This is a genomic window from Vibrio sp. D431a (assembly GCF_030248655.1).
Taxonomy (GTDB): domain Bacteria; phylum Pseudomonadota; class Gammaproteobacteria; order Enterobacterales; family Vibrionaceae; genus Vibrio; species Vibrio alginolyticus.
The window spans coordinates 1-1,116 of record NZ_JAHGAP010000102.1 but is presented as its reverse complement, the minus strand read 5'-3'; the positions used below and the strand labels follow the sequence as shown (position 1 = coordinate 1,116).

2 protein-coding genes are annotated in these 1,116 nt (G+C 43.1%); both read left to right on the top strand.

All coding sequences use genetic code 11. The features are described 5' to 3' along the window. Positions 1-134: 134 nt before the first annotated feature. Positions 135-404, top strand: coding sequence for a hypothetical protein (locus tag KJB35_RS28230; RefSeq protein ID WP_094145925.1), 270 nt, complete (start codon positions 135-137; stop codon positions 402-404). 182 nt (positions 405-586) lie between these two features. Continuing rightward, entirely contained in the window at positions 587-940 is a 354-nt protein-coding gene (locus tag KJB35_RS28225) for a DUF6404 family protein (RefSeq protein ID WP_025625246.1), read from the top strand. The last annotated feature ends 176 nt before the right edge of the window (positions 941-1,116 follow it).

Below are 1,116 nucleotides of genomic sequence, written 5' to 3'. Positions count from 1 at the left end.
AAGAGGGATTCGCAACGCGTGGCATTTTTACTATGCGTTGATTTTAGTGTTTAAGGTGGTTTGCGGCGGCTTCGGTATTGCGTTGCTCACCCCTTAACAGGGCGTTATAAGCTAATAAAAATAAGGAGATCTTTATGGGAACTAAAGCATATGAAGAGGGCTTTAAATCATGTCTTTATTCCGATTATGTAAATCCATATCCTGAGGATTCTTCAGAGTTTGACGATTATGAACGTGGCCGTACACAAAAACTTAAGCGCAGTGGGTCAAATAGTAGTTTTTCTGGTGGTTTCAATCCGTGGGAACCGGAGTTAGAACCTGTTAGGGACGTTGAGTACAAACCAAAGAAATCATCGTTAGAACCACAAAAACCAAATCCATATGCGCAAGCAAAGGGAAAGTAGGGCGCTTCAAGTACGCTTATAACAAAGCGTTTAAGACGGATTCCCAACGCTTGGCATTTTCAGTTTGATTCAACTTTAGTGTTTACGGCACAATGCTTCAGGTTCGGTGGTCAGCGTTGCTCACCACTTAACGCGGCGTTAGGTTTCTCCGCGGGAAACATCGAATTCGAGGATTTTGGGTCATGGATTATGAAACGAAGCTACAACTTGCGCACAAAGAATTAAGTGACAAAGGTGTTTGGAAGTCGAACTACAATCCTCCACTTGTAAGGTTGTTACGTAAACTTGGACTGTGTTTTCCGCCGCCTTATTATCAGAGCTTTTTTGCAAACGTTATGCTTTGTGTGGCTTTCTTTGCTCCTGTTTGGGGAATCTTCCAATGGTTTCTTGTGTGGGACGATCTAGGCAAACCAGTTTTAGAAGCAGTTTATATCTCGTTACTTACTGGCGCATTGTTTGGTTTAGTTATGGCAACGTTCTACTACATTAGGCGCAAGCAATTAAATCTAACAGATTGGGGTTCATTGGGAGAATAAGCCCAAAACCTAACAAACTGTTCAAGAGGGATTCGCAACGCGTGGCATTTTCACTATGCGTTGGTTTAAGTGATTAAGGTGGTATGCGGCGGCATCGGTATTGCGTTGCTCACCCCTTAACAGGGCGTTATGTGCTTGGAGGAAAATAGCAATGGAAGTAACTATCGGCACCGATT